Below are 23,149 nucleotides of genomic sequence, written 5' to 3' on the forward strand. Positions count from 1 at the left end.
TCTCTATACCGCACGCGTTTGAAGATGGCGCCGGTCCGCGCCCATTTTTGGGAGAATTCTTCCAGTGTGTCTTCGACCGACTCCGCTTCGTCGTCGGTGAGCGCGCCGCGAATACGGGTCATGAAGGAGTGCGTGACGGCATCGGTCGCGAAATAGACGTCGGCCGGGTTCGCGATACTCTCGGCGAACTGTTGGGCGTGACTGTGCCGAAAATTGTCGAGAACGGACAAGGTGCCACAGATTTCGTAGGTGAATGACATAGCATCTACTCCAGCAAAGGACTGCTGTTTTTCGGGGCGTATGCAGTCGAATTTTCCTGCACGCGGACAACGTCGAAGCTCGATCGTGTACTGATCACGCTAGTCAACAAAAACGTATATGTCAACTGATAATCCACGTTTGGATAACTTTGCGCTGCGTCTGAGGCAGGAGCGGCGGCGCCTGCGTATGACGCAGGACGAATTGGGCAACTCTGGTGGCGTTCGAAAACAGGCGCAGTCCAACTATGAGAAGGGTTTGCGGTACCCGGACGCCAACTACCTGGTTGGAATTGCAGAGGCCGGGGTTGATGTTCAGTATCTGCTGACTGGTCAAACGTCAAATCCGGCGACGCTCCGGCTTGCCGATGAGGAGGAGCGCCTTCTCGCAGGCTTCAGAGAATTGAAGAGCCGGGAGAAGAGGGGCGTGCTAGCGCTGGTCGACGCGATTAACGGACCCGTGTCGGGGGAGTCGGACGGCACCGAGGACAATTGATCGCAACGTGATGATGTAACTGGCCGAGGCGGGCGAATATGGGGACACCTCCCTGACTGCAACTTGTCGGCGGTCGAACCGCACACACCGTTCGCTGCCGGTTCGGCGCGACTTCGTGCCGCAGCCACCGCTACACCGGCGCAATCAACATGGACGTGGGACCCAGACGCTCTCAGTTGCCGTCATGGTGAGTCGGTGGCGTACATGCTGCCCATACCGACAATTGAGCCTCACTGCTTCGACCTATCAATGGTGCGCGTAGAGTTCCATGTGCATGGCGCCCAAAACCGGCGCAAGCCTATCCTGCACTACTTTGCTTTTCATATTTTTCTTGGCGTTAACGTGATTTTTGCGCGCGCGATGTGCAGATCGTGTGCAATGAAAACTCGCGTCCTCTGCAATCGCAATGTGTCGGTGTGTGAGGCTGGCGGCGCAAGAAAGTTAGCCCGGCATGCATAGGCGATCGATCCCCAGTGCGATAGCTGTAGATGAGTGGACGGTAGCGTGTTAGATCGCATCGTCGGTATGGTGTGCTCGACGAATCGCACCGTGTCGTCAGACTGCGAATCGCAACTGATCTAAGGTCGCTTGGCTGCGACCATCTACGCAAGGCAGCGGCAGGTGTATCGCGAAGGCGTTGCAAATTGCAGGGAGCTAGTGGTGCATGTTGCGTCCGCGCGCTGGTACGATCGAATGCGTTCTCGGTGTTCTTGGGCGCGACGTGCCAAGCGTATGATGGTCGCCGAGATTTACGTGCGTGTGCACGAATGAGAGGGCGGGTGTGCTTCCGCGCGTGTCGAATGGGACATGGACGACAAGATAAAAAATATTTTGCATTCCGAGACATTCCTCGGGTTGCTGATGCGTTCCTCTCATCTGAAAACCGCATTCAACCAGTGTTGACGTTGAGTTGATGCCTGCGCAAGATGCTATCAACGGTATATGTCGGAGCGAGTCATGTCGGTATCCAGACGTTTCACGCGAGCGCAGTGGGAAGCGTTTGGTCGCAGACTTGACGCACTGCCGGAAAAACCCAAAGACGAGCAGTCGGTCAAGGTCGGGGATGGCGTCAAGTCGATTCGGAAGCAAATCAGCGCAGCGCGTGAAAAGGGTTACACGCTGCTGGAACTGGTTGAACAAGCGGCACAAGACGGCATCGGTGTGAGCCTCAATTCTCTGAGATATGCGATGCGTCGTGCGGATGGAAAGGGACGAGCTCGGCACGGCGGACGGGAAGCGGAACGGTGTCAACCGGTGCCAGGTCCGAACACGAAGTCGTCGCAAAGCGGTATGGCCAGCATTGACTCGAAACGCCTCCGATCCCAAGCGAATAGCGTGGGAGAAGCGACTAAGCCGAGGCAAGGGGTTCAGGGCTTCCTCGGATTCCCGATCAGCCCGGATAGCGAAGACTTGTAGAGGCGCGACATGGCAGGCGAAGAGCTGACCATCGCTGCAACGATTTGTGACCGCCGGTGCGGATGTTTTCGTACTTGCTGGGTTGTCGTGCCAGCCTGCAGCCTGGGGATGGTATTGATGACGGATGGGGCCGAGTATCGATTTAGATCGGCGGGATGCGGAGGGTTGGATGTGACGGGCAGCAACCACCAGTTGGATGCGCATTGCTTCTTTGAGCGACATGACCCTTCGAGAGACGGACAGCGGCTTGCAAGAAGCTATGTCTATGGAAGGGACGCGCTTTGGGTACTCTCCTTCGCATAGCTTTCAATTGGCACGATTAGCGAAGCAATTGATAATCTTTCTGTTCTGAAAGGTTCGGTACATTTGCGTGCCAGCCTGTCAATTTTGGTTAAATGAGGCCTATGTACATGTAGGTGCTGCGCCAATCTCCTGCTCTCGTCTGTAGATTTGGTATCCTGTAATGTACGAAATGGTGATTCGCTCGTCCCGGTGTGTGGGTTGATCGCCTAAATCAATACGAAATCGAAAAAAAATCGAGAGGGCGGCTGTGTCACTATCCGAAACCATAAGTAGCTTTGCCGCGGGGGCGGTTGACTGGAATAGGCGTCCTGTAGCGCTGAACTTTGGTCGGTTGCAAAGTACCTTAGGGCATTTGCTTGCGCTTCAGCACGCAAACGTTCGCGAGGGGTTAATGGCCGGCATCCACGGACACCTCACCTGCGTATCGGCTCGCCATGATCTTTCACCGAAGCTGTTCATTGGCGTGCCTATCTCGGTGCGGCTTGTCACTGACCGTGGTCAGCTTCATTTGATCAACGCGATCGTCCAGGACGTACAGATTGGCCAGAGCGACGGCGAACTCTGTGTGTACCAGCTCACAGTCTGCGACGCTCTATCCCTGATGGACAAGCGCACCAATTCTCGAGTGTTTCGCAAGCTGAGTGTTGTTGATATCCTGGGTACGCTGTTCAACGAATGGCGGCAGCGCAGTCCTGCTCTTGCTCGTGCGTTTGAGTTCGACCTGTCCGGTCTAAGCCGGGATCGCTATCCGGCTCGCGAATTAACTCGACAGGTAAACGAATCAGACGCGAAATTCGTACGTCGCCTGTTGCGTCGTGAAGGGATCACGGTTTTCGCCAAAGCCGGGACGGCTCAGAGCGAGCGCACTACCCATGACGACACACCGACTCATACACTGGTGTGTTGCGATGATCCCGGGTCGCTACCTGAAGCGCCAGCTGGTACGGTGCGCTTGCACCCTCGTTATGCCGGCACGGAGGAGCGCGATACGGTCACGTTGTTTGCGCTGCATGCGCGGCTGGTGCCGGGCATGATCAGCCGCCCATCGTGGGACTACAAGAAGGCTCGAATCGACGAATCGACTGTGGCGGGCAGCGTTGATCAGGGCGAGGCCGGCAATGATCTTGCGAAGCTCTTGACCGACGTGGCGATCGACGTCCCGCATGCGGGTGACTCGTGGGACGATCATGAACGGCTCACGCGCGCGCGGATGCTGGCGCATCAGTTCGAGGCTGAGCAGTACGACGGAGCAAGCGGCGTACGCGATCTTGCTGTTGGCACATGGATCACCCTGGCCGGCGATCCAGACTTGGATATGCAGTCGATCGACAAGAGACAGTTCGTCCTTACATCGATCGATCACGATGTCTGGAACAATCTTCCGAAGGGATTGACCGAACGCGTGCAGGCACTGTTCGCTGCAAGCCACAATCTTGCGTTCCAATCACGACCGCGGCCGTCTGCGTCGGCGGAAGAGGCGGACACGCGTTACGAAAATACATTCACCTGCGTGCGCCGTGGTGTGCCGCTCACACCGGCCTACGATCCGAAAATCGATTTACCGCCGGTGCACCTGCTGACTGGTGTGATCGTGACGCGTAATGGAGAGGAAGTCGTCTGCGACGAACTCGGCCGAGTCTACGTGCGGATCCAAGGGCTCGATCCGGCGGATCACACCCACGCGCAAGGCGCTGGCACTAACGACAACGTTGGTGATAGTGCTCCGATACGCGTCGCATCGAGCCTGGCGGGAACACAGTTCGGAGCTTCGTTCCTGCCTCGCGCCGGAATGGAGGTTTTGCTGGGCAGCATCGGGGGCGATCCCGACCGGTTGGTGATCATTTCGGTGCTGGGGAACGGCGTGAATCAGCCGGCTACATTCACCCATACCGGCTCATTGCCGGGAAACCGTTATGTGTCTGGGATCAAGACAAAGGAAATTAAGGGCAAGCGGTACAACCAGCTCAGGCTGGACGATACACCGGGGCAAATTTCCAGCCAGTTGGCGAGTGAGCATGCGCATACCCAATTGAACCTTGGCTACCTGACCCAACCACGTGACAATGGTGTGGGGCAGGATCGTGGCGAAGGCGCGGAACTGCGCACCGATGCAGCGGCCGCCTTACGGGCGGCGCAAGGCATTCTGCTGACGACCTATGCGCGGTCGCAGGCGAGCGGCGGGCAACTCGACCGCGACGAATTACTTCAACTACTTGGTGAATGTACCGAGCTATTTAAGTCGCTCGGTGATTACGCCGGGCAGCACGGCGGCCAAGCTGCTGATACGGCAGGTCAGGCCGCTGTTTCGCAAGCTTTCAAGAGCTGGGCACCAAGCAGCGGTACGTCGGAAGCCGGATCTGGGGCCGCAGCAACTTCGCAGGCCTTGATGGCGTTAGGCGCGCAGGCTGGGTCGGTCAATGTCACTCCAAAGACGCATGTTACCTACGCGGGGGAGAATATCGATCAGGTCGCGCAGCAGCATCTCCAACTGATGAGCGGCCAGCGTTTTAACGCAACTGCGGGTCAGGGCATGCAGTTGTTTGCGCGTGGCACGGGTGTGCAAGCCGTCGCAGGCGAAGGTCCGATGTTGCTGCAGGCTCAGGCTGATTCGCTAACGGCGAATGCGCAGAAGGGGGTTAAGATCGCGACCAACGAGAACGAGGTGTTGGTGACCGCACCAACGATTCGGCTAGTCGCTGAGGATGGCAGCTATATCAAGATCGGCGATGGTGTGACGCTCGGCACGAACGGCGATATCAAGCTGCTATCAGCTTCGCATCAATGGGGTGGACCATCGACGCAACAAGCTTCGAAGACTTCCTTCGCAAACCAACCAACCGATCAGCGTTTCCGTTTGCATTTTCCAGGACAGGACGGCGACACGCCGGTTGCCGCGAACCGCGCATATCGAATGACGCTCGATGATGGGCGCGTCATCGAAGGCAAGAGTGGCCCCGACGGATTGACAGATCTCGTATCGGACGATGCGATGCGGATCGTCAAGATCGATATCCTGAAAAATCCGCTCGCTTGAGCTAGCTACGACGATGACCAATACCTCGCAACCGACCGTTGTTTCGCAGGGCATGGCTGTGACGATGTCCAATCGTCCCGGCCCGCGAAACGTCCAGATTCCGGCCGATCGGCCAGGCGTTGTAATTTTCCTGCATGGCGTTAATGATCCGGGTGCCAACTATGACCACATCGAACAGGGGTTATGCGAAGGGTTGAACGAACGCCTCAGTCGCAGCGATCTGAAGCCGGGGGTGTATGGTGCGCTCTTTAACAAGGCCGTGAAGTATAAGAGTGACAATCCCAACTTTGATCAGTGGAAGGACATCAAGTACGATCCGGACACCTATCTTTATCAGCGAACCGAAATCACAGAAGGTCAGGGCAAGACTCATAGTATGTTTATCCCGTTTTATTGGGGATATCGAGCGTCGGACAGCGAGATCAAAGGCGGGGAAAAAAATCCGTCGACGTTTCGTGGTCAGTATCAGGACGGAAACGGAAACCGCTTGGGCAAGAAGTTCGCGAAAGGCGGCGGGATGTTCAACAATGCAACCACGAACATTCCGGCAATGTACGATGCTGGATGGATGGACAACGCTGCCAACTGGGGCGCTGGTCTGTTCATGAGCGACTATCAGTACAGTTCATCAAGCCCGAAGCGGCACTACTACGTTTTGGCCGCAGTACGTCTCGCGATGTTGATTCGCGAGATTCGGCGAGTTGACCCGAACGAAACGGTGACCGTAATGGCTCATAGTCAAGGGACCGTTATTACGCTGCTTGCGCAGGCGATGCTTGCGGAGAGTAACGAGGACGGGTCTCGATGTGCTGACTGTGTGATCTTGGCCGACAGCCCGTACAGCCTGACCGAGCCTGCGATGGCCCAGATTGCTCAACCGAGTGCGACTCCTTATACGCTTCGCGGCAAGCTCAATACTCTCATCAACATTGTCCAGGCAATCACCGCACATCCACACGCGGAGCCGCCGCTATCGCAACTCGTCTGTAAGGATGACAACCCAGATCATCAGGGGCGTACCGGACGCGGATGGAGTCCCGTGCAGGCAAGCCGAAAAGACAAGGATGGCAAGGCCTATCCGTTCACGGAACGGGACAACCGAGGAAAAGTGTACTTGTACTTCTGCACTGAGGACACCACGGTGGATCTCGTCACGGTCAAAGGTATTGGCACACATGGCGTGCCTGACACTGTTGATGAAGTGTGGCAGGGGACACGCAAGGTGTTGGGGATGCCGATGAAATCTACAACGACGCTAAAAGCAATGGACGTGCTGAAGGCTCATCGGTTCTACCAGCGACTCTGGTCGAAGGTTCCTACCGATTTATACGGTCGGCCTCGTTTTGTCGGGAAAAAACCCGAATACTATGACGGGCAATACCTTGGGGATGACCACAAGTTCGAGAAGCGCTTGATCAACGCAGATGAGTTGTTTCCGCCGTATCAGCCAAACCTTTATGGTGATGAAGCAATTCGCGGCACGGAGCGCAAGGCGGGTAAGGATAAGCCGGACTACGTGGCGCGTGACACGCTTCTCGGCAATCCCAAGGCTAAGGTGAAGTTCATTCCCTTGAGTGGTTTGCCCGAAGATGTGCGCAAGCAGGGGAGTCCGGCGATCATGAAATGGTATAACAGCAAGATTGCGGACCCCGAGGATCAAACCAATGCCGTTCGCGCAGCCGACGGGTATGGAATACATTGGGAGCGCGAGGAGTCGCCCAACGAGACGCGAGCGCGATTGGAAACAGATAGTGGTAAATGGGACGATAATTCATACCATTCCGCGATTTATCGGGATTCGAATAACATGCGGCGTGTTGCGGCTATGGATGTTGCGATTGGTCAAGCGCGCAGTCTCGATGATCCAGATATGAGAAAGTTGTTGGTGGCGATTGCTGACTGGAAATTGGATTCAACAAAGCTTAAAGAAGTTCAGAATAACAGGTGTTATGGAAATTTGCTTGGTTCGTCTCAAGGGATAATTGAAAAAAGTTCTAAGTATTATTCTCGGGGAGAGTTTCCGTCCGACATTGTTCCCAAAATGCCACCAAAGATGGTGGACGGGGAGACATTTGCTCAACGCGAGAAACGCCAATGAATGTAAGCTTGTCACCTTTGTCGCGCCCCCGGTTGCGCGGGTACGTGTTGATATTTATCGCGCTGGCGTTGGCTTGGACGGCTGTTACGCTGGTGCGGTCATATCACTACTGGGAAAACACTGGCATCGAGGATCCGCATATGGGCAGTACGATACGCAACGGTTTTTTGGTAATTGTAGGCTTGGTTGCCGCTGCATATGCTGGGCAGTGGATCTGGCGAGCGTCGCATGGCGAAGGTCGGGCAGCAACGGTGCAGCCTGTTGCGACGGCCGCTGAAGTGGCCACGCCGCAGACGAACTCCGAGAGCGCTAAAATTTTGGCAGGGACGGGGGCCAAATACGCATTGGAGATTCGTGCGGTTGGGTTGGCGGTAACAGGGCGACACCAAGACACGATCTGGAAGCAAATTGTCGCAAAATCGAATAATTACGAGACGGTTCTTTCCTCCGACCCGAAGGATTACGGGGAAAATCCGGATGAACGTAGGATCTTTGCAGAAGTCGCTGCTGGTGCTTCATTTAAATATGCCGCTGGCGAAGCTGTTGATCACTGGCCAGTTCCTGTGATTATTTATGGGCCGCCCAAAGGGGCTGGCAGCCATTATCGAGCGGCATATGAAATTTCCGATGTGCGCCAAAAGGCGGGGCTTGGCGTTACTCAATTTCTTTGGTTGGATGACGCCAATGCCAGCAGCGCGGCGCCTGCTATCGATAAGCTTTTTAAATTTTTCGATGAGCATCCTGATGTTCCGGCTGCACTGGTGATGAGTCAAGATAGTATGGTTAATCGTTGGGGGCTAAATACACCCGGAGCACCTAAAGAGCCGCAAGGCGCGTTTATTCCACCTGTCGTCGATAGCATGAGCGCATTGCTTGTCGCAAGAACCGATCGGGTTAATAAACTCGTTCGCCCGTATCAGATCGACATGCCAGGTGATATCGATAACACAAAAACACAATACGACGTCGTTAAGCTGTGGAACTTCTACTGGAAGGAAGATAGTGCTTTTTCGGAGCAGGTAGAGACCGAAGCCGGAGGGCACTTTTATGGCCCTCCGACAATGCGTTCCGACTGGTGGATATCGAAATTGCCCGAGTTGTGGAAAGAGGTGACCAACAAGGGGCCAGGAGAATTCAAGTCTAGTCCGTACCTACCGGTTCGCTGGGCCAACTGGCAAGTCGAGGAGTTCGATGAAGCGCCTCTGTTGGGCTACCTTCATCGCCCTGTCGACATCAAGTTGACCGATGACAACGGGAAGCTGTTGAAGCGAGCGGAACAAGTGAAGCAGTTGCAGGAGGGCTGGAAGCAGGCAGTGGCGACGCTACCGGATGGCGCAAAGCCCACGCGAGTGTTTTATGACACAACTCGAGATCGCGAGTGGACGATCCCACTTACGCAAGCGTTGCACGGGAACACGGAAGGTATCGACCTCGGTAACGTCAAGGAGGGCTACGATGTCGGTCGACGCATCGGCAATACTGGCGTTAGCTCGGCACTCGTCCAATTGTCGCTCGCGACTATCGCGAACTATGAGGACGGCGGAAGTAGTGCGACGGTCAACCTGATGGACGATGGTCGAGCGAGCATAGTGATGGTCAGTCCCCCGGACGAGGCAACCAAGGCCAAGAATTCGGAGCATCGTGGCCAGAATCCCTTCCGATATCGGATGCCGCATTAACCAGTTTGGGAGACGCGTATGCGCGGTGTAATACGAATCGGTGACTCGACTTCGCATGGTGGGCGTGTTCAAACTGGCCGCGAGAATTCAACGGTGATGGGACGAGCCGTCGCATGCGTTGGGGATCGCTGCACCTGCCCCATGTCAGGTCACGACCACTGCGAAATCGTGGAAGGCGACGAAAACGTGCGTATTGATGGTCGAGCGGTCGCTTTTGACGGTCACAAGACATCGTGTGGCGCTGCGCTGATTTCGTCGATTCCGACATCGGGGCGTGCTTAGCAGGGCATACGTCGGGTCGGGAACCGGAGTGATGTCTGCCCTCTTGGCGAACATCGCTGGTCGTGAATGTTTCCCCTGCGCGGGACCCGCTCGCATACATTGCGGAGGATTCGAGTGAGGGGGGATAATTTGCTGGCCGCCGTGGGGCTATCCACCTCACGGCTTTCTCGGAGTCGAGAAGGCGCTCGACGACACCGAGACTGGATCGGCAAGAGGTTGCAGCGGTAGTCTCGCTCGCAACCCGTCCTACAGTGCCATCGCGATGCGCGCTCGAGAAACTCCAGATTTGCGTCGGGGCCATCGTGTTGGCCACCAATGGCCATGGGAACGTGCTCGATCGCGGTGATGTCGTGACTTTTGCCCTTTCAGTCACGACCAAGAGCGGCATTTGTGAGCCGCAAAAACGGGACGTGTCTTGGCGATCATCGAATCTCGGTCGCCTGAAAAGTGCAGTTGGGCCAAAGTGGTGCCCCATTGGACATATAATCATAGCGTTCCGCCATTCACCCAACGTCACGATCCTGATGCCTCCGAAACACACCGCGAAGCTGATTTACGTCAGCACGAGGGAAGCACTTCTGAAGCGGAGACTCCGCCGCCACCTTTCGAACCTCGGGTTCCGTAGAAATGCCACTGGTGGTCTTGAGGTACCGGAAACGACGAAAGACGTTGTCAGGCAACTGCATGCAGCGCAGCGAAAAGAAATTCTGCGAGCGCAGTCGAAGTTCATCGCAAATAAGTTGCCGAAGCTACAGAGCTACTTTGCGTCGGGCGAGGACGTGCGCGTCGACGCAGTGCAACCGAGAATTGAGCGCGTTTTTGGCGATACATGGCAGTCGGACCTATTTCGGTTGGCTTCGCTAACGTGGTCTGTGCCGGTGTCGAGCGGCTTCGGACGACGGTTGCGCTTTCTCGTTTGGGACGATAGCAATGGCAAGCTCATTGGCATCTTCGCTATTGGCGACCCAGTGTTCAACCTCTCCGTGAGAGACAAGCACATTGGATGGACCGGCGCGGACCGTGCAGACCGCTTGGTCAACGTGATGGATGCGTATGTGTTGGGTGCTATCCCGCCATACAACATGCTGCTTGGCGGGAAGCTCGTAGCGTGTCTTGTTCGCAGTAGAGAGGTCTACGAAGAGTTTGCGCTTGAGTATAGCGATTCGAAGGGCATTATTTCGCAGCAACATAAAAAGCCGAGACTTCTGGCCGTCACGACCTCATCCTCAATGGGGCGCTCGTCCCTGTACAATCGCTTGAAACTTGAAGGTGTTCAGTATTTTGAGAGTCTCGGTTACAGCGGTGGTTGGGGGCACTTTCACGTTCCCGATGGCCTCTTTGTGGAATTCCGTGATTACTTGAGAGATATCGGTCACCCGTACGCCGACACCCATGAGTACGGAGACGGCCCGAACTGGCGGATAAGGACTATTCGAGCTGCAATGTCCTCGCTTGGCTTCAAGGGGGACGTCTTGAAGCACGGCATTCAGCGAGAGGTGTTCATTTCACTTTTCGCAGACAATGCAATTACAATGCTTCGTACCGGAAAGGGCAAGCCAAGGCTTGCCACGCTGCGTTCAGTCCCCGAAATTGGGGCGCTCGCGGTAGAACGGTGGATGATTCGTCGCGCAGAGACACGACCAGAGCACTTAGAGTGGTCAGTCGATATGCTGCCACAGCTGATAAGGGCATCGTATTCGCGACGAAGAACGGGGGCTGCCTATAACGCAGCATAATGCCGCCGGTGCTGTTTTGGGCTGGGGCGAGATGTCGGGGATAAACCTTGCGAGAAGCCCTGGACCGTATAACGGGGCAGTACGTCGATGCTGAGAACGCAAGTTACGACGCTTGGGTCTATCGATGCCCCGAGTGTCGCGCGCCCGTGTCCTTGCGTGCGGGTCACTCAAAGCGACCTTACTTTGCGCACATGCCGGGAAGCAGTGGCAACGATTGCCACTTATACGTCGAAGGGATGGCGCAGGGTCTCGGTGCAACTACTGTTCTCCCGAATCAATACAGCGGGCCCTGTGAAGTTAGCCTCGGCTTGCGGCTTTCGGACTCGCGGGCGCAACGCGGCTGGGGCCTCGAACTAACGGTACCAACGGGTGGCCTTCTTGGTGTCGAAGTGACCGTCGACGTCGGCGGTAGGACTCAAGTGGTTCGCTGCTCCAGCGAGCGCGAATTACTAAAGAACGTTACCGCTGAACCTCAGACGACAAGTTACGACGTCGTGTCTGTAACGCCTAGCCACTCGCCGCTAGCTGCAAGTCTTCGACGCAATTGCGCAGCATTAGATGCCGAGAGAGCGACTGTCTTTGGCGAAGTGGGCCGTCCTAGCGGTCAAGTGGTTCCGAGAGTGTGCGAATTGAAGGTTGGCCGCACCTATGTCTTCGTTTGGCCAACAAACGCCAATCCCGAATTCCCCGCACAATTGGAGTGTGAGAGGTTAAAGCGACGACCGGATTGGGAAGCCGCGCTAATTACACTATCTCATCCTCTCCAACCGGACGTTCAGCACTGGTTAAAGGAGTTCACGGGCCTGCCGCTAAGCATGTCGGCAGTGGAGATTGTGGCGGTTTGGCCGCCACTTATGAGGAAGGTAACTGCGGGGCTCGTCGAGGCTCAACAGAAGCTGCCTGTCATGCTACACGCTGGATGCTTGACAGCGACAGGTAGGTCCGGCGTCAACGCGCTGTTTGCGCGTGCTCCCATGCAAACACTTGGCGCGAATACAAAAAATATCAACGAGCCATTCTTTCGGTTGATTCCGGACAACGAGTCGGTGATAGAGGTCACATGCCAGGGGCCAAGCCGATACCAAGCGACCATCGATTTCGTCCTCGGTAGTGACCGGGCGCCGATGCCAGCCGTTGAGCTCGTCGGTGTAGACGGTGACGGCACCATCAAATCTGTTGGGTTACACGACCAAGTGTCAATTCAATGGCTTGATGAAATCCGACATCGGAGGGCGTCTTTCTCTTACTTGTCGTTGCCTCCGCATGTCACGGGCACGCTTAATGTGGGACGTGACGGAATTTGGGAGACTCAATTAAAGCTACGAGCCACGGCAGCTTCGGCTCATCACTGCAAGCACGCGAAACTATTGGCGCCGTCCGCTTGCGAGCAACTTGTGGTGGCGTTGATGAATCCTGGGCTGGACCTGTTCTTGGATTTTGGAGCGCTTGGCCGTGTACGTTCCGCCGGCTGGATGAAACGCGAGGTCGTGAAGGATCTGTCTCTCCCAGGGGAACTCAGAGGTCGGTTGCTAGCATATCTTTTTCAGACTCAGCGCTATCTTCTTCCGGCACTAGATGCGCGCGTAGTCACGGACTCAAAAATAATTTCAACATTTTTGCACAGCACACCGGACATTTTGGCCACCGCGACTTGGCGAACGCTCAAAGCCGCACTTGAGTCATATTTCGGGGATGATGCACTAAGAATGATGTCGAGGGTGGAATGAGGTTTACCTACAGTGATAGTGCGAAGCGGCGGGTGGCTCAGCAAGGCGCTAGCTCCATCGTTGCCTTTATCGAGGAAGTATCATCTGGACTTCGAAATAAAATCGTCGCGACTCTCCCGCGGGTGCCTGGCTTTCGACCAAATGGACCTCACGTTCTGAAGAAAAAGTGTGAGCTCTTAGCGGCAGCTATCTCCCATACCTTAGACGAAAAGTCTCCGCGTGCGTCGTCCGTAGATTGGAATGCGCTCGGTTTTTTGTGGGCAGCGTGGGGGCGCGAAAAATTTACCCATTTCCCCGATGGCCCTTACGATTTCGAATATGCAACGGAACAAGAAGCGCACGAATTTCTCCGTAAGCTTATTGAATCAGAGAAGGCAGGGTGCGCGCGCGAGGACATTGAACGCCTCATGCTGTTCAGTGGCTTGCCGAGCGTAGAATCGATTTCTGCGTTCGTCGATGCGTTGCCTGCAAGGGCAACTTTAGAGCGCGATCGTGCACTCGCAAAGCTACCCGACGATGTCGCTACCCTGCGTCACCAGATCCTGGACGTAAAGCAAGACCTTGAGAATGTGCTATTGGATGTTGATGCTGCTCGAGCGGGAGCGGTAGCCGCAGCGAATACAGTGCAACGAGCGCTTGATATATCCGGCAATACGGAGCGCAGGATATCCGTTGTCGAAGCGCAGCTTTCGACCGGACGATCTGACGAGATTGCATCGCTCACAGAACAAGTCGATACCCTGCGAGGGCAGCTTGATGCGCTTCTGAAGGATAGCAAAGACGTTTGGCAAGTGTCCGTCGAAGACTTGCGTAGCGAATACAGCACTTTATGCAGTGATCTGAGCGGACTCGCAAGTGAGGTTGCAGACTCTCGCCGAGACTTAGTCGCTGTTTGCGATAGATACGAGGAGCTGGCGAGTACACTAATGGCTCCCGTCGATGCAGGTCCAATGCCACATGATGCATCAGGGTCTTGTGACGTTAATGTAAGTCCACTTCAATCACCGGCAGGCGTGCTCAAATGGACTAGGGGAAGTAGTGGGCCTCAGTCCGCGCGAATTGACGACGTGGGAGAGATGTTCGAGCTCGTTCTCGAGAACCTCGTAGCTTCCGCAATTCGTCGAACCGATTCCGATGCCGTCGCTCGGACGGTAGTTTCCGCGACACTTGCTGGCCAGTTGCTTCAGTGCTGTGGCTCGCTCGCCGACGTTTTAGGCGGGGCCGCATGTGCTAGCGTGGGCGCTGGGAACGTATTCTCGTGGCAGGTGCCGCTGGGTCTCAACAACGGTTGTGACGTTGACTTACTGCTGCAGATGGCGGAGCAGCAGGTGCCAACGCCACAGGCGCTACTGTTAAGAGGAGTCAACCGCTCTGCCTTCGAAGTGTATGGGACTGGTATCCGCGACGTTGTTTTGCACCGCCAGCTCACGCGAGTCGCTGCAATTGGTCAACCTAGTTTAATTGCGACTTGGGTGGAGGGGCCTGCGACTTTGCCGGGAAGCGCTGCGTTAGTCGAGCTTGGTCCAGTTATCGATACCGACCTGCTGGCTTGGAGTAGTTCCTCCGACGTAAACAAGATGAGGTTCGGTGAGATTGCCATAGATGTGGGGCATCTGGAAGAAGTGCAAACCCGTTCTCGCGAGCACGTTTCCGAAGTACTGCAACTCGTAGACGCACTGGAGTTTCCGCCTAACCGACTGTGGCGCTTAGCATTTTCTCGGTTTATAAGTATCCTGTTCGGGCTACCTGGGGCTTCGTTTGAGAGCAATCTCTCAATAGCGCTAGCAACTTGGATTTTGCCGTGGGCAAAAGCTCGTGGCTTACAGAGAGCAAAGTGCGAAGCCGCTATCGTGTCGTATGCTTCCGAGCAATTGAGCATGCCATTCGTCCGTAGTGCTCTCGACGGATTGCTCGGGGAGCGAGCGACGTGATACTCGAATCAGTGACTCGCCTCGACGTTGTAGGCGCGTTAGAGAAAGAGTTCGGTTGTGCATCCGATGAAGCAGCCACCAAGGTGGCTGCCGTAGACGAACACATCCGAGCTGCGGTGATGATAGAGAGCCGGCGTCAGGGAGATAGACAAATTCTTCCCGTCGCGACGTCTACGATTACCAGAACGGTCCGACAACGTCTCTCTCCTCTCTGGCCGGAATTCGCCGGCGACGACTACGGTGCTGATCTGATTCTTGAGGAATTAGGGCAGTTGGCGAAACTCGGTGAGTTTATGAAAGTGGACTCGTTCCACTGGATTCCTGCACCTGAGCGATTCATCCTCGTCGAAGATAGTACGTTGCTCCTTGTGTCGCCGTTTCCATTGGCTGCACTTCCATTCCGTGTACGTAAAGCCGTACAAGTGATAGGCAGAGCAAGATTGATTGACTCACAGAAGGCTGGAGCGATGGATTTCATTCCACTTCAGCGTTTGGTCGACTGGATGGGCGGTCCGAACGAAAGCGTCGATGTCTGGTCCAGCGCGTTTGTTGAGAGCAATGTGCGAAATCTAGCCGTAGTTGAGGGGCTCGAGGATGTCGACGTTTTCTCAAGTGGCAGTTGGCGGCGCGTTGCAGAGCTTAAGGAACATCTCAGTTCTCCTCAGTTATATCGACGGAAGGTATCGGTAGGCGGCCATCCACATAGTGAGTATGGGTTGTGCCGCCTGAATTTTTCGGGTGACGGTTGCCCAACGGTCGCGTCAGCGTTATCAATAAGCAGGGACGATGCTCGTCGGCTCCAAGGGAGTATGCCAAGCACCGGCGGCCAAGCACAGACAGTTAAGTTTCAAAGGTGGAGAGGCAACGTTGTCGTTCTGCTGCCGAGGCCTATGCCCATGCCGGAAAGCGTCTTTCTTAGCTTGGGATGGATGCGAGACCGTTCAGCACCGGGAGACTGGCCTAGAAAGTACACGTTTTCTGGCCGGTTGGTGCCGTTGCTGACGGAAGCATTCGAGCTACTGGGATATCAACTAATTGAGCAACTTGACGGGGGGGCTGGCAATGGCTGATGACGCAAACGGGAAGCGCTACGGCGTACATGACACTGCATCGGGTTTGCATGATGCTCTCCGGGCGTATATTGAGGCGCAGTACCACATTCGGGATGAAGGACTGGTATCCGAGCGTAACGCTTTGCTCAGGGAGCCACAGGTCATCGCCCAGAGAGCGTTCGTCGAAGCGACGCCAGTGTATGAATTCGGCGAGCCCTACAACAACCTCGCTATCCCCGAACGTGCAAAAAGGGCGTTGTCAGATATAGCTTCCGTTGCGGATAACAGCGGCCTGTACCCAACTCCATACAAGCATCAGGCGGACGCACTCGAAGCATTCCTCGGGCCCGAACCCAAGGACTTGGTCGTAGCGACGGGCACCGGCTCCGGCAAAACGGAGAGCTTTCTAATGCCTATAGTCGGAACTCTCGCTGTCGAAAGTGAAGAAAGACTAGCCAGTCGTTCGCTGCCGGGGTGCAGAGCGATATTGCTCTATCCCATGAATGCGCTGGTCAATGACCAACTCGCACGTATTCGCCGTTTGCTAGGCAACCCGCGCGTCAACAAGATTGTCAGCGAGGGGCGAGGTCGTCCAATACGATTTGGGAGCTATACCGGGCGTACTCCATATCCCGGTCCCAGGAGTAGTAACCGAGACAGCTCTCGTATTGCTCCCTTATTTGACGATTTCTACAATCGGATCGACGAAAAGCCAGAGCTCAAGGCGCAGTTACAGAGAGTCGGACGCTGGCCCAGCAAGGATCTTGCCGCGTTCTACAACGCGGCTGCAGCCGAAAAGAAGGTGTACAAGGACGGAGCGAAGAAGGCAGGCCAGAATTACACAAGCCACAATTGGAAGTATCGGCTTATCACTCAACCGAGCGACCGTGAACTGATGACTCGGGACGAGATGCAACGGGAGTGCCCCGACATTCTCGTTACGAACTATTCGATGCTTGAATACATGTTGATGCGCCCAATCGAGCGAGAGATTTTCGACCAAACTTCTGCATGGCTAAAGGCGGACGGGCGAAATCAACTCATCTTAGTCTTGGATGAGGCGCACATGTATCGAGGCGCTGGTGGGGCCGAAGTCGCACTACTCATTCGTCGCTTAATTGCTCGACTCGGAGTACCCCGTTCTCGCGTCAGGTGTATTCTGACAAGTGCGAGCCTTGGTGATGGTGGCGATGCCGTTCGCGATGCGGAACAGTTCGCAATGGACCTGACCGGGTCGTTAGATGCTTCGGCACGCTCACAGTTTCGAGTCGTAATTGGGACGCTTGAAAAACGACGAGACGGTCGTCCCGCAAACGATAGGGAGCGCAGTGCGCTGAGCGAATTCCGAGTAGATCGGTTTAGCGACTTCAGCACTGGGACTCAAGAGGCACTTGCGGAAATCAAGCGGCTTTCTGGCGCTCTCGGTTGGCCGGCACCGCCGGAAAACTCTGGTGATCTGCCGGACTACTTATTCACACATCTATCTCAGGCAGAGCCAGTAGACCTTCTAATTAATCGCGTGTCTGGGCGCGCGACCGCGCTTGATGCATTGACAGAAATCGTCTGCCCGAACGGTGCTCCTGACGTAGCTTCACGCACTATTGATGCACTTCTCGCTTTATGCTCTCACGCGAAACGCGCGAAAGACGGGCGGGTGCTGTTGCCGACGCGGCTACATCTATTTCATCGCGGGCTCCCGGGGCTATATTCCTGTACTGACCCGAATTGCACTGGAAGATTGTTCCACTCTGACGGGCCCACGATTCTTGGAAGGTTTCATACGAAACCGCTGCTCGCATGCACATGTGAAAGCAAAGCACGCGTCTATGATTTCTATACGCATAGAGACTGTGGCGCTGCTTTTATAACCGGTTGGGTCGACGAAAAACGAGATTTCGTATGGCACGAGCCGGAGACCGTGGATTCTGAAAATCGCGAGCGACAGCTTTTCCCCATCGAAATGATGGTCGAGACGAAGGTTCACCCATCGGGACGCTACTCAGACGCATGGCTGCATTACGCGAGTGGACGACTCACTATGACGCGACCGTCGGATTTGCGAGGTTTCAGGCATGTCCGTATCCCCGATAAAGACCTAAATGTTACGCAGGAGTTGAGATTCGACGAGTGTCCGTTGTGCTGCAGCAAGACTCGCAAATCCCCCTCGGACCCATCCAAGATAATGGACCACGTGACGAAGGGCGAAGCACCATTTGCGACCTTGGTTCGAGCGCAGATGTTCCATCAGCCCGCGAGCCGTGAATCGTCGGAAACATTTCCCAATGGCGGTCGTAAAGTGCTCGTGTTTTCGGATGGACGGCAGAAAGCAGCGCGTCTTGCGAGAGACATGCCGCGCGATATGGAATTGGATCTATTTCGGCAGGCTGTGGCGCTAGCTACGAAGCTTCTATCGGATGTCGGTCGTGAGACAAAGCCGACCTCCACCGTCTTATACATAGGATTTCTTGCGGCTCTGGCTAGAAACAACATTTCGATGTTTGACGGAATCGATGCCGACAAGCTTGACCAACATATAACCGCCTTTCGACGTGATTTCGGTGGCGACCTCGGTGAGGCATTAACTGAGAGTTTTCAACCCGGGGAGCCACCTTGGCGTTATCGACTCGCTTTACTAAAGCTCCTGTGTAGCAGCTACTACTCGCTCAATGGAACAACAATTGGATTCGTCGAGCCAACCAAGCTCGCAGCAAATCGTTTAGTGCAGCAAGTCAAGGACCGAGGGTTGACCCTCGACCATAGCGAGCTTCGAGCGCTAGCGGTCGCATGGATAGGCGAACAACTATCGGATTTCTCATTTGATGCCCAATTTTCTGAGCATTTGCGCGAGCAGGCAAATGGATTTTGGAGGCCCCATTGGGGCAGCAAGGGCCAGTTTCGTCACCAGTTCAGACGCGCGCTCGTGGACACACTGGGACTCGGTGAAGCGGGTCTGAACTTAGTTGAGGATGTTTTCCGGGCAGTGCTAGCGGAGAACAAGGAAGGGTACTTCCTGAATGCGAACGTCCTGAAACTTACTATCGACCTTGGGCAAAAGTGGGTGCAATGTGATGAGTGCACCGGCCTTATGCCATTGGACTTTCGAGGCTCATGTCTCTTGTGCGGCTCTCGTCAAACTCGACTTCTCGAGCCTGCGACAGACCGCTATCTCAGGGCGCGTAAGTCATTCTGGCGCGACCCAGTCGAATTCGCACTGAGGCCTGGCTCGACCATTAGCAACATGTCCGTCGAAGAGCATACTGCGCAGTTGTCGAATCGAGACTATCGGAATGTTCACTCGACCACTGAGCTTCATGAGCTGCGATTTCAAGACATCCTACTAAGGGACAAAGACCGACCAGTAGATGTGTTGAGCTGCACGACCACCATGGAAGTCGGTATCGATATTGGGTCATTGGTTGCAGTTGCACTTAGAAATATGCCGCCGCAGCGCGAGAATTACCAGCAACGGGCAGGACGTGCAGGGCGAAGGGGAGCCACGGTGTCGTCGGTTGTTGCGTTTTCACAGAACGGCCCACACGATAGCTACTATTTCGCAAATGCAGAGCGGATGGTGGCAGGGCCGCCAAGAACGCCGGAATTGAAGGTCGACAATCCAAAAATTGCGGTTCGGCACATCCACGCCTTTCTTTTGCAAACATTTTTTCAGGACCCCGCTGTTGCTGGAACGGCGGCGGGCGTCAGCAGCGCAATTTTGCAAAAGGCGCTCGGCAAGACGCGCGATTTTTTTGACGACTCTGCTGAGGGGCCAAATCTCAAGAGATTCATGGAGTGGATGAACACGAATGTATTCGTTGTTCCCCACCGCCTCGCGCAAGTGATCGCAGGTTGGCTGCCGAGTGGCCTTAGCATAGAGTCGACGGCGGTGGTGGAATGGGTTCTCGAGACATCTCGACATTTTGTCGATAGGCTACAAGCGCTATCGACCGAGGTGGGCTCACTTCCGGATATGGAGTCCGATGATACTGAGGCGGGCCATGACAACGACGAAGATGGACTCGAGGCGGACGAGAGGCAACTTGAACAATTGGACCTCCTTGAATTTCTCTTCTTCCACCAGTTGTTGCCTACCTATGCATTTCCAACAAGCTTGTGCAGCTTTTTAGTCGAGGAATGGGCCCGAAATAGCAAGGGGTATTTAGAGATAAAGCTTGAACAACAACCGCAACTATCAACGGGGCAAGCGCTCAGCGAGTACGCACCCGGACGCTTGGTTGTTATAAACAAAAAAACTTATCGGTCAGGCGGGGTATTTGCAAGTGCCCCCGCGCAGGACGGAAATCGAGCAACGAAACTTTTTGAACAAGGAAATGCAAAACGATTGGTGATATGTGATGCGTGCTCTTTCGTCCAAGATCCTTATTCTACGGCGAAATTGCTATCGATTTGTCCGGTTTGCGACGGAATTTTAAAAACTCAATTGATGATTGAGCCCGAAGTGTTCGGTCCTGAGAACGCTCGTGCGCTTTCGGAGGAAGACCGCGACCAAGAGTTTACATATGCGACGATGGCGCAATATCCTCAGCCTACGGACGGGGAGTCGTTCGACTTCGCACACGGAGGGACATATCTTCGATATGCTCACGCTGTTGACAAGCGTTTGTTGACCTTGAACAAAGGGAAAACTACAGGTAGAGAAGGGCACGGGTTTTCAGTGTGTAACAAATGCGGATGTGCTGACGTATTTGATATGCAAAGTCCGAAGTCTGGGAAACACATTCGCCCATATCTTATTAGTAGCAAGATGGCGTCAAAGCATTGCGATGGCGAATTCGTCCAGACTTTCCTTGGTTATAGTTTCTCGACGGATTTACTCCTGTTGCGCATAAAAATTACTCGGCCACTAGTTACGGATGTAGGTTCTTCGTATGTCGTCCGGACACTTGAGAGCGCGGCACACAGTTTGGCTGAGGCGCTGAGGTTGGCTGCAAGCAGACATCATCAGCTTGACTTGGATCCCACTGAGTTCGGGGCAGGGCATCGAATCTTGCCGACTGACGAAGATGGGCAGGTGTTGCTTGATGTCTATCTATACGATACTTTGTCCGGCGGTGCTGGCTATGCCGAACTCGCTGCTAAGTACTTTGGCGAAATTGCGGGCGAGACACTTTCCCTGTTGGAGGGCTGCAATTGCGACACTTCCTGTACTGACTGTCTCGACCATTTCCATAATCAACACCTCAAGGCGCAGCTCGACCGAAAGCTTGGAGCGGCGCTTCTTCGGTATGGCATGTTCGGTACCGTACCGGAAAGTGCGCGACCTGAGGAGCAAGAGTTTACGTTACGCCCGCTTGCAAGCAGTCTGGAGCTCGACGGAATCTCGTGTGCGTTCAACACTCTGCTCAATGGCCAGGTCATTCCGCTTCAGGCTAGTTTGAGCGGAAAGTCGGTGTTAGCTAACTTGTACCCTGGCTTATTAGCATCACCGGACGTCGCGTTTGAAAATCGGCAGGGCGAATCGGTATATCAACTGACCGAACTGGCGCTCAGACGTGACTTGCCAGCGGTTCACGCGGAGATTCGCAGGCTGCTTGCGTAAAAATTGCTGCGATAAGCGTCCTCATCCGGGGGGAAGAAGAATGTGCGAGAACGGGTGAGGCCGTGATCAACTCTGTTGAGGTGAGCAATTGCACCTATGCTCGGGTGGAGCGTTGCGGCGAAAGCATGGGCTCACGAACCAGCTTTGAGCTTGTCGAGATGATCAGCCCAATGCTGCATCATCCTGCGTCGTTCAGGCAAGTACTCGGCGTGAACGTAGGCTGCCGTGACCTGATTGCGCTCCGCATGCGCGAGTTGACGATCTACAACGTCTCGGCTGTACCCTAGTTCACGTAACACCGTGGCGGCGAGTCCACGGAAGCCGTGTCCGGTCATTCGTGACTTGTAGCCCATGCGGTAAAGCGCGAACAACATGGTGTTGTTCGAGATTGGTGCTCGGCCATGTACGCTGTAGAACACGTGTGGCCGATCACCATTGATTTGCCGGAGCTGCATCAACACCGCCAGCGATTGTCGTGACAGCGGGACGATATGTGGATCCCGCATTTTCATTCTGTCGGGCGGGATGCGCCACTCTGCTGCAATCTCGTCGAACTCGGCCCATTGAGCGCGAATCATCTCCTTCGTCCGGACGAAGGTAAGGGCCATCAATTCCAGCGCCAGCCGGGTAACTGGCTCACCTGGGTACGCAGCGATGTCGCGCATGAGCTGTGGGATCTCCAACGGCTTGACCCTAGCCATGTGCTGTACGCCCGGTCCCTTTTTTAAGATCGTTTCCGCATCGATGTCAGCAGACGGGTTACGGGTGCAACGGCCAGTCATGATTGCGTACTGGAATACGGCGCGCGAACGCTGCAACAGTCGCTTGGCAGTTTCCCGGACCCCCCGTGCTTCGATTGCGCGGATCATCTCCAGCATTTCCGGCGCTTCGATGCTGGCGATGGGCCGTGAGCCGATCTTCGGAAATGCATCGATCTCAAGCGAGTGGATGACTTTCTCAGCGTAGGTCTCGGTCCATCCTGCGAGCTGATTCTCGAACCACTCGCGCGCAACCGCCTCGAACGAACTAGCGGCTGCGATGCGCGCGGCTCGTTTGACTTCTCTCTTTGCTTCATTGGGATCGATACCTGCTGCAAGCTTTTCCCGCGCCTCGTCACGCTTTCTGCGTGCGACTGCTAGTGAAACGTCCGGGTACACGCCGAGTGCCAGCAACTTCTCCTTGCCGTTGACGCGATATTTGAGCCGCCAGTAGCGCTGACCGGCCGGGGTAACGAGCAAGAACATTCCGCCGCCGTCGAACAACTTTACGGGCTTGTCGTCCGCTTTCGCATTCTTGACGGCTTTGTCGGTCAAGGGCATGGGGGTATCCTTCCAAGGGGTATCTTGGATACCCCGAGAGATACCCCCAAATACCCCCGGCTGTCGTAGTACGTTACCGGACGCAGACGGAATTGAAAAACCCGAGAAGCCTTATGCTACCACGGGTTGCGGGAATTCTGGGGGATTGAGCGAGACGGAAGATTGGTCCCCCCGACAGGAATCGAACCTGTATCTAGCGCTTAGGAGGCGCTTGTTCTATCCATTGAACTACGGGGAGCGGATAGTTTGAGCGGGATGGACT

Annotated in this window: 12 protein-coding genes, 1 tRNA gene and 1 pseudogene; 11 read left to right on the forward strand and 3 right to left on the reverse strand. The window is 55.1% G+C overall.

Annotated elements, in window-relative coordinates; genetic code table 11:
- Positions 1 to 260, reverse strand: a pseudogene (locus DIE12_RS13780) (hypothetical protein); the annotation flags it as partial.
- A gap of 187 nt (positions 261 to 447) precedes the next feature.
- On the opposite strand from DIE12_RS13780, the gene DIE12_RS13785 reads away from it, so the two are divergent.
- The 11 genes from DIE12_RS13785 to DIE12_RS13835 all read left to right on the forward strand — a co-directional run bounded on the left by DIE12_RS13785 (position 448) and on the right by DIE12_RS13835 (position 21,568).
- Positions 448 to 753 (forward strand): XRE family transcriptional regulator, encoded by a 306-nt coding sequence (locus DIE12_RS13785; RefSeq protein ID WP_311768012.1) that lies wholly within the window; start codon positions 448 to 450, stop codon positions 751 to 753.
- A gap of 957 nt (positions 754 to 1,710) precedes the next feature.
- Complete coding sequence (locus DIE12_RS13790) at positions 1,711 to 2,169, forward strand: hypothetical protein (protein WP_124487160.1); 459 nt, start codon at positions 1,711 to 1,713, stop codon at positions 2,167 to 2,169.
- 550 nt (positions 2,170 to 2,719) lie between these two features.
- Positions 2,720 to 5,506 carry a type VI secretion system Vgr family protein gene (locus DIE12_RS13795; RefSeq protein ID WP_124487161.1) on the forward strand — a complete coding sequence of 929 codons (2,787 nt, stop codon included), beginning with the start codon at positions 2,720 to 2,722 and terminating at the stop codon, positions 5,504 to 5,506.
- Between the two features lie 13 nt (positions 5,507 to 5,519).
- Positions 5,520 to 7,604, forward strand: a complete 2,085-nt coding sequence (locus tag DIE12_RS13800) for a DUF3274 domain-containing protein (RefSeq protein ID WP_124487162.1) — start codon at positions 5,520 to 5,522, stop codon at positions 7,602 to 7,604.
- Positions 7,601 to 9,283 (forward strand): DUF2875 family protein, encoded by a 1,683-nt coding sequence (locus tag DIE12_RS13805; RefSeq protein ID WP_124487163.1) that lies wholly within the window; start codon positions 7,601 to 7,603, stop codon positions 9,281 to 9,283. Before DIE12_RS13800 ends, DIE12_RS13805 begins: the two co-directional genes overlap by 4 nt.
- Before the next feature lie 18 nt (positions 9,284 to 9,301).
- Positions 9,302 to 9,565: a PAAR domain-containing protein gene (locus DIE12_RS13810; RefSeq protein ID WP_124487164.1), complete on the forward strand. Its 264-nt coding sequence runs from the start codon at positions 9,302 to 9,304 to the stop codon at positions 9,563 to 9,565.
- Between the two features lie 350 nt (positions 9,566 to 9,915).
- Positions 9,916 to 11,301, forward strand: coding sequence for a DUF4338 domain-containing protein (locus DIE12_RS13815; RefSeq protein WP_260427345.1), 1,386 nt, complete (start codon positions 9,916 to 9,918; stop codon positions 11,299 to 11,301).
- A gap of 974 nt (positions 11,302 to 12,275) precedes the next feature.
- On the forward strand, positions 12,276 to 13,028 hold the full coding sequence (locus tag DIE12_RS13820; protein WP_124487165.1) for a hypothetical protein: 753 nt from the start codon (positions 12,276 to 12,278) through the stop codon (positions 13,026 to 13,028).
- Positions 13,025 to 14,959, forward strand: a complete 1,935-nt coding sequence (locus DIE12_RS13825; protein ID WP_124487166.1) for a hypothetical protein — start codon at positions 13,025 to 13,027, stop codon at positions 14,957 to 14,959. Before DIE12_RS13820 ends, DIE12_RS13825 begins: the two co-directional genes overlap by 4 nt.
- A complete protein-coding gene (locus DIE12_RS13830; RefSeq protein ID WP_124487167.1) occupies positions 14,956 to 16,029 on the forward strand; it encodes a hypothetical protein in 1,074 nt (357 codons plus the stop codon). Before DIE12_RS13825 ends, DIE12_RS13830 begins: the two co-directional genes overlap by 4 nt.
- Positions 15,995 to 21,568 carry a DEAD/DEAH box helicase gene (locus DIE12_RS13835; protein ID WP_221622581.1) on the forward strand — a complete coding sequence of 1,858 codons (5,574 nt, stop codon included), beginning with the start codon at positions 15,995 to 15,997 and terminating at the stop codon, positions 21,566 to 21,568. Before DIE12_RS13830 ends, DIE12_RS13835 begins: the two co-directional genes overlap by 35 nt.
- A gap of 131 nt (positions 21,569 to 21,699) precedes the next feature.
- Here DIE12_RS13835 and DIE12_RS13840 read toward each other — a convergent pair whose 3' ends face one another.
- Positions 21,700 to 22,887, reverse strand: coding sequence for a phage integrase central domain-containing protein (locus tag DIE12_RS13840; protein WP_124487168.1), 1,188 nt, complete (start codon positions 22,885 to 22,887; stop codon positions 21,700 to 21,702).
- Between the two features lie 163 nt (positions 22,888 to 23,050).
- Positions 23,051 to 23,125 (reverse strand) — tRNA-Arg (locus DIE12_RS13845).
- Between the last annotated feature and the right edge of the window lie 24 nt (positions 23,126 to 23,149).

This window comes from Burkholderia sp. Bp9015 (assembly GCF_003853505.1).
GTDB lineage: Bacteria > Pseudomonadota > Gammaproteobacteria > Burkholderiales > Burkholderiaceae > Burkholderia.